Raw genomic sequence first — 4,363 nt, 5'->3', positions numbered from 1 at the left:
TGCGGGGTGCCGCGGCCGAGGTCCACACCGCGAAGACGGACGGCGATCATCAGGAATGCCGCAGCCGTCAGCACCGCCACGCCGAGGAACGCCCAGCGCCAGTCGAGATACTCGGCGACCGCACCGGCGAGGAAGGGACCGACCATCGACGGCACGACCCATGCCGCGTCGAAGGCGGCGAAGATCCGACCGTGCAGGTGGGGCGGATACAGCCGGGCGACCACGACGTACAGTGCGACCGTCTGCCCTCCGGTCCCGAGGCCCTGGACGAGTCGTCCGATCAGGAACTGATGCATCGTGACGGCGAAGCCGGAGAGCAGCAGGCCGATGATGAAGAGGGTCACGGCGACGTACAGGGCACCGCGCGGTCCGCGGGCATCCGACCATGCTCCGGTCGCGACCATGCCGATCACACTCGTCGCCAGAGTGCCGGCGAAGGCGACGGCGAACAGAGCCTCACCGTTCAGCGCTGCGCTGACGATCGGCATCACGGTGGTGACCGCGAGGGCTTCGATCGCCCCGAGGAAGATCAGCGCGACCGCGCCGAGGGTCACCCAGATGCGTTGGCAGTCCCAGATCGTCGCGGCGTCGGCCGGGGCGGTCATCGACCGACGAGCGCTGCGATGCGCTCGATGGCCTCGGTGAGGATCTCCGGGCTGGTGCCGAAGTTCAACCGCACGTGGCCCGCGCCCTCCGCACCGAAGGCCGGCCCGAAGTGCAGGGCGACCTTGGCGTCCTTCAGGATGCGCCTCGCGGGATTGTCTCCCCATCCCAGCGCGGAGAGGTCGATCCACGCGAGGTATCCGGCATCGGGGAGGCGATAGCGCGCGCCGGGGAGGCGCGCGGCGAGAAGGTCTTCGAGCAGCACCCGGTTCTCGTCGAGAGTGCGCAGCAGTCCATCGAGCCAGGCGTCGCTCTCCTCAGAGAAGGCGGCGACAGCGGCGAGCAGACCGAACTGCCCGGTACGCCACTCCACCTCGACTGGAAGCCCGCGCACGACGGCACTCGTCTCGTCGTCGGCCGTGACCATGAGAGCGCACTTGAGCCCGGCGAGGTTGAACGCCTTGCTCGCGCTCACCACGGCGTAGCCCACCCGCTGCGCGGCGTCGTTCACGGCGAGGAACGGGGTGAACCCCGTGCCCGGCTGAGCGAGCGGGGCATGGATCTCGTCCGAGACCACCGCGACGCCGAACTCGTCGGCCAACTCCGCGAGAGCAGCGAGGCTGTCGCGGTCATGCACGGTGCCGGTGGGGTTGTGCGGGTTGCAGAGCAGGATCGCGGTCGCGCCGTCCTCGAACGCCGTGCGGATGCCGTCGAGATCGAGCTCCCACCCGGTTCCCGTATCGCCAAGCGGTACACGCTCCACCTCTGCACCGGCCTCGGCCACCAGATCGTAGAAAGGCGGGTACACCGGCGGCGTGACGACGATGCGCTCTCCCGGCTGGGTCACGCGACGGAGGATCTCGACGATCCCCATGCTCACGTCCGCCGTGCTGCGCATCCGAGCGGGATCAGGCTCCCACCCGTAGCGTCGGGACGCGAAGGACGCGAACGACTCGGCCAACGGGGTCCGCGAGGCGATGTATCCCGTGTCGCCGATCTCGACGGCACGCTGCAACGCCGTCGAGATGGCCGGAGCCAGCGGGAAGTCGGTTTCCGCGACGAACAACGGCAGGACGTCTGCGGGGTACTCCCGCCACTTCTCGCTGCTGCGCTCGCGGAGCTCCGCCAGAGGCAGGGCCTTCACATGAAGCATTCTCTCTCCCGAGGTTCCGACACGCGTCGTCGCGGTGCCATCCGATCCGACGCGCGCCGACAACGCCTTCCGGCGATGCTCCTGCGCGGGTCAGATCGCGAAGCCGAGGGCGCGCATCATGTCGCGCCCGTCGTCGGAGATCTTCTCCGGACCCCACGGCGGCATCCACACCCAGTTGATCCGGAAGCGATCGACGACGTCGTCCAGAGCCTGAGCAGTCTGGTCCTCGAGGACGTCGGTGAGCGGGCATCCGGCACTGGTCAGCGTCATGTGGATGACGAGAGCGTCGTTCTCGTCATCCCAAGCGAGATCGTAGATGAGGCCGAGGTCGACGACGTTGATCCCGAGCTCGGGATCCATCACGTCCTTGAGGGCCTCGGTGACCGCGTCGTACTTCTCGTCCGTGAGGGTCGCTGTCATGCGATCAGCCTACGCCTCGATCGGAGCTGCAGGGTCGAGGAAACGGTCGTATCCCTCGTTCTCCAGCCGGTCTGCCAGCTCGGGGCCGCCCTCTTCGACGATCTTGCCCGCGACGACCACGTGGACGAAGTCGGGGCGGATGTAGCGAAGGATGCGGGTGTAGTGCGTGATCAGCAGCACGCCGAGTCCGGTGGACTCCTTCGCGCGGTTGACACCCTCGGAGACGATCTTGAGCGCGTCGACGTCGAGGCCGGAATCGGTCTCGTCGAGGATAGCGAACTTCGGCTTCAGCACCTCGAGCTGCAGGATCTCGTGGCGCTTCTTCTCGCCACCGGAGAAGCCCTCGTTGACGTTGCGCTGCGCGAACTTCGGGTCCATGCGCAGGTTCGACATGGCCGCCTTGACGTCCTTGGTCCAGCCGCGGATCGCCGGTGCTTCGCCGTCGAGCGCCGTCTTGGCCGTGCGGAGGAAGTTCGTCACCGTGACGCCGGGGATCTCGACCGGGTACTGCATCGCGAGGAACAGGCCGGCGCGGGCCCGCTCGTCGACGCTCATCTCCAGGACGTCCTGGCCGTCGAACGTGATGGATCCCGAGGTCACCGTGTACTTGGGGTGACCGGCGATCGTGTAGGCCAGGGTCGACTTGCCGGAGCCGTTGGGGCCCATGATGGCGTGGGTCTCACCGGTGTTCATGGTGAGGTTGATTCCGTTGAGGATCGGGGTGGTCCCCGCCTCGGTCTCGACCGTCACGTGCAGGTCGCGGATCTCGAGAACAGACATTCTTCAGACTTCCTTAATCACAGTCGGATCGATGAGCACGTCGTCGCCGTCGATCTGGACGACGTAGACCGGGACGGGCTCATAAGCGGGGAGATTCTGGGGCTTGCCGGTGAGCAGCGAGAAGGCGGAGCCGTGTGCCCAGCACTCCACCGTGTCGCCCTCGACGAAGCCTTCAGACAGCGAGATGTCGCCGTGGGTGCAGGTGTCGCCGATGGCGTGGATGACACCCTCGCCGTCTTTGATCACCGTGATGGGCACGCCGCCCGGGTCCACGCGCAGAGGCATGTCCTGTTCCAGGTCGGCGACGCCGCAGACGCGCTCGGCGGTCATGCACTCACCTCGGCGAGCTCCGTCTCGATGGCTGCGAGCAGCTCGGCCTCGAGGGCGGGGATACCCAGGCGCTGCACGATGTCGGTGAGGAATCCGAGCACGACGAGGCGTCGCGCCTCTTCCTCGGTGATACCGCGTGCCTGCAGGTAGAACAGCTGCTCGTCGTCGAAACGACCGGTGGCGCTCGCATGCCCGGCACCGAGGATGTCACCCGTCTCGATCTCGAGGTTCGGGATCGAGTCGGCGCGTGCACCTTCGGTGAGGACGAGGTTGCGGTTCGCCTCGTACGAGTCGGTGCCCGTCGCGTCGGCGCCGATGAGGACGTCGCCGATCCAGACGCTGTGCGCGCCCTGCCCCTGCAGCGCGCCCTTGTAGAGGACGTCGCCCTTGGTGTGCGGGCCCTTGTGGTGCAGGTAGACCTGGCTCTCCAGGTGCTGCCCGGCGTCTGCGTAGGAGAGGCCGTAGAGGTAGCCCTCGGAACCGGCGCCGGCCAGCTCGACGTTCGGGTTGACGCGCACGATGCCGCCGCCGAAGCTCACGACGAAGTGCTTGAGCGTCGCATCGGCGCCGACCCGAGCCTGGTGTGCGGCCGCGTGAACCGCGTCGTCCTCCCACTGCTGCAGGCTGATGACCGTGAGCTTCGCGCCGTCGCGGACGATGATCTCGACGTTCTGCGCGTACTGCGCGGAACCGGTGTGCTGGAGCACGACCGTCGCAGAGCTGTGCTCCAGTGCCTCGATCACGATGTGCGCGTCGGCACGGCGCTGCGCTCCGAGACCGGCGATGGAAATGAAGACAGGCTCGGCGACCTCTTCCTCGCGCGGGATGCGCACGTGGAGTGCCTCGGTGCTCCCCTGCCACGCGACGGCGGCCGTCACGTCTTCCGCGAGGAAGACCTCGCCACGGGGAGCCGCACCGATGGCGAGCGGAGCGGCGATGTACTGCTCCCCCGCACCGTACGTGTAGCTGACACCGTCGTTCGGCGACGCGACCTCGAACAGCGAGGTGAGCTGCGCGACCGGGGTGTGCTTCCAATTGACCTCGCGCCCTGTCGGGGCACCGAAGTCGGCGGGCTCG

At 67.7% G+C, this 4,363-nt stretch carries 6 protein-coding genes; all 6 read right to left on the bottom strand.

Features of this window, described 5'->3' with window-relative positions:
* Nucleotides 1-605, bottom strand: a 605-nt coding sequence (locus KZA10_RS08545; protein WP_218682651.1) for an MFS transporter, incomplete at its 3' end; no start/stop codon positions are given.
* On the bottom strand, nucleotides 602-1,756 hold the full coding sequence (locus KZA10_RS08540) for a MalY/PatB family protein (RefSeq protein ID WP_141387640.1): 1,155 nt from the start codon (nucleotides 1,754-1,756) through the stop codon (nucleotides 602-604). The genes KZA10_RS08540 and KZA10_RS08545, both read right to left, overlap by 4 nt.
* 90 nt (nucleotides 1,757-1,846) lie before the next feature.
* Nucleotides 1,847-2,176: a metal-sulfur cluster assembly factor gene (locus KZA10_RS08535; RefSeq protein WP_141387638.1), complete on the bottom strand. Its 330-nt coding sequence runs from the start codon at nucleotides 2,174-2,176 to the stop codon at nucleotides 1,847-1,849.
* Between the two features lie 9 nt (nucleotides 2,177-2,185).
* On the bottom strand, nucleotides 2,186-2,956 hold the full coding sequence (sufC, locus tag KZA10_RS08530; protein WP_017830404.1) for a Fe-S cluster assembly ATPase SufC: 771 nt from the start codon (nucleotides 2,954-2,956) through the stop codon (nucleotides 2,186-2,188).
* A 3-nt stretch (nucleotides 2,957-2,959) separates the two neighbouring features.
* Nucleotides 2,960-3,286 (bottom strand): non-heme iron oxygenase ferredoxin subunit, encoded by a 327-nt coding sequence (locus KZA10_RS08525; RefSeq protein ID WP_017830403.1) that lies wholly within the window; start codon nucleotides 3,284-3,286, stop codon nucleotides 2,960-2,962.
* Nucleotides 3,283-4,363: Fe-S cluster assembly protein SufD (gene sufD / locus KZA10_RS08520; protein ID WP_218682650.1), on the bottom strand; the 1,081-nt coding region annotated here is incomplete at its 5' end. The genes KZA10_RS08525 and sufD, both read right to left, overlap by 4 nt.

It is taken from the genome of Microbacterium sp. BF1, assembly GCF_019279095.1.
GTDB classification, from domain to species: domain Bacteria; phylum Actinomycetota; class Actinomycetes; order Actinomycetales; family Microbacteriaceae; genus Microbacterium; species Microbacterium maritypicum.
Note: the sequence above shows the minus strand (reverse complement) of the source record. Positions and strands in the feature narration are given on the sequence as shown.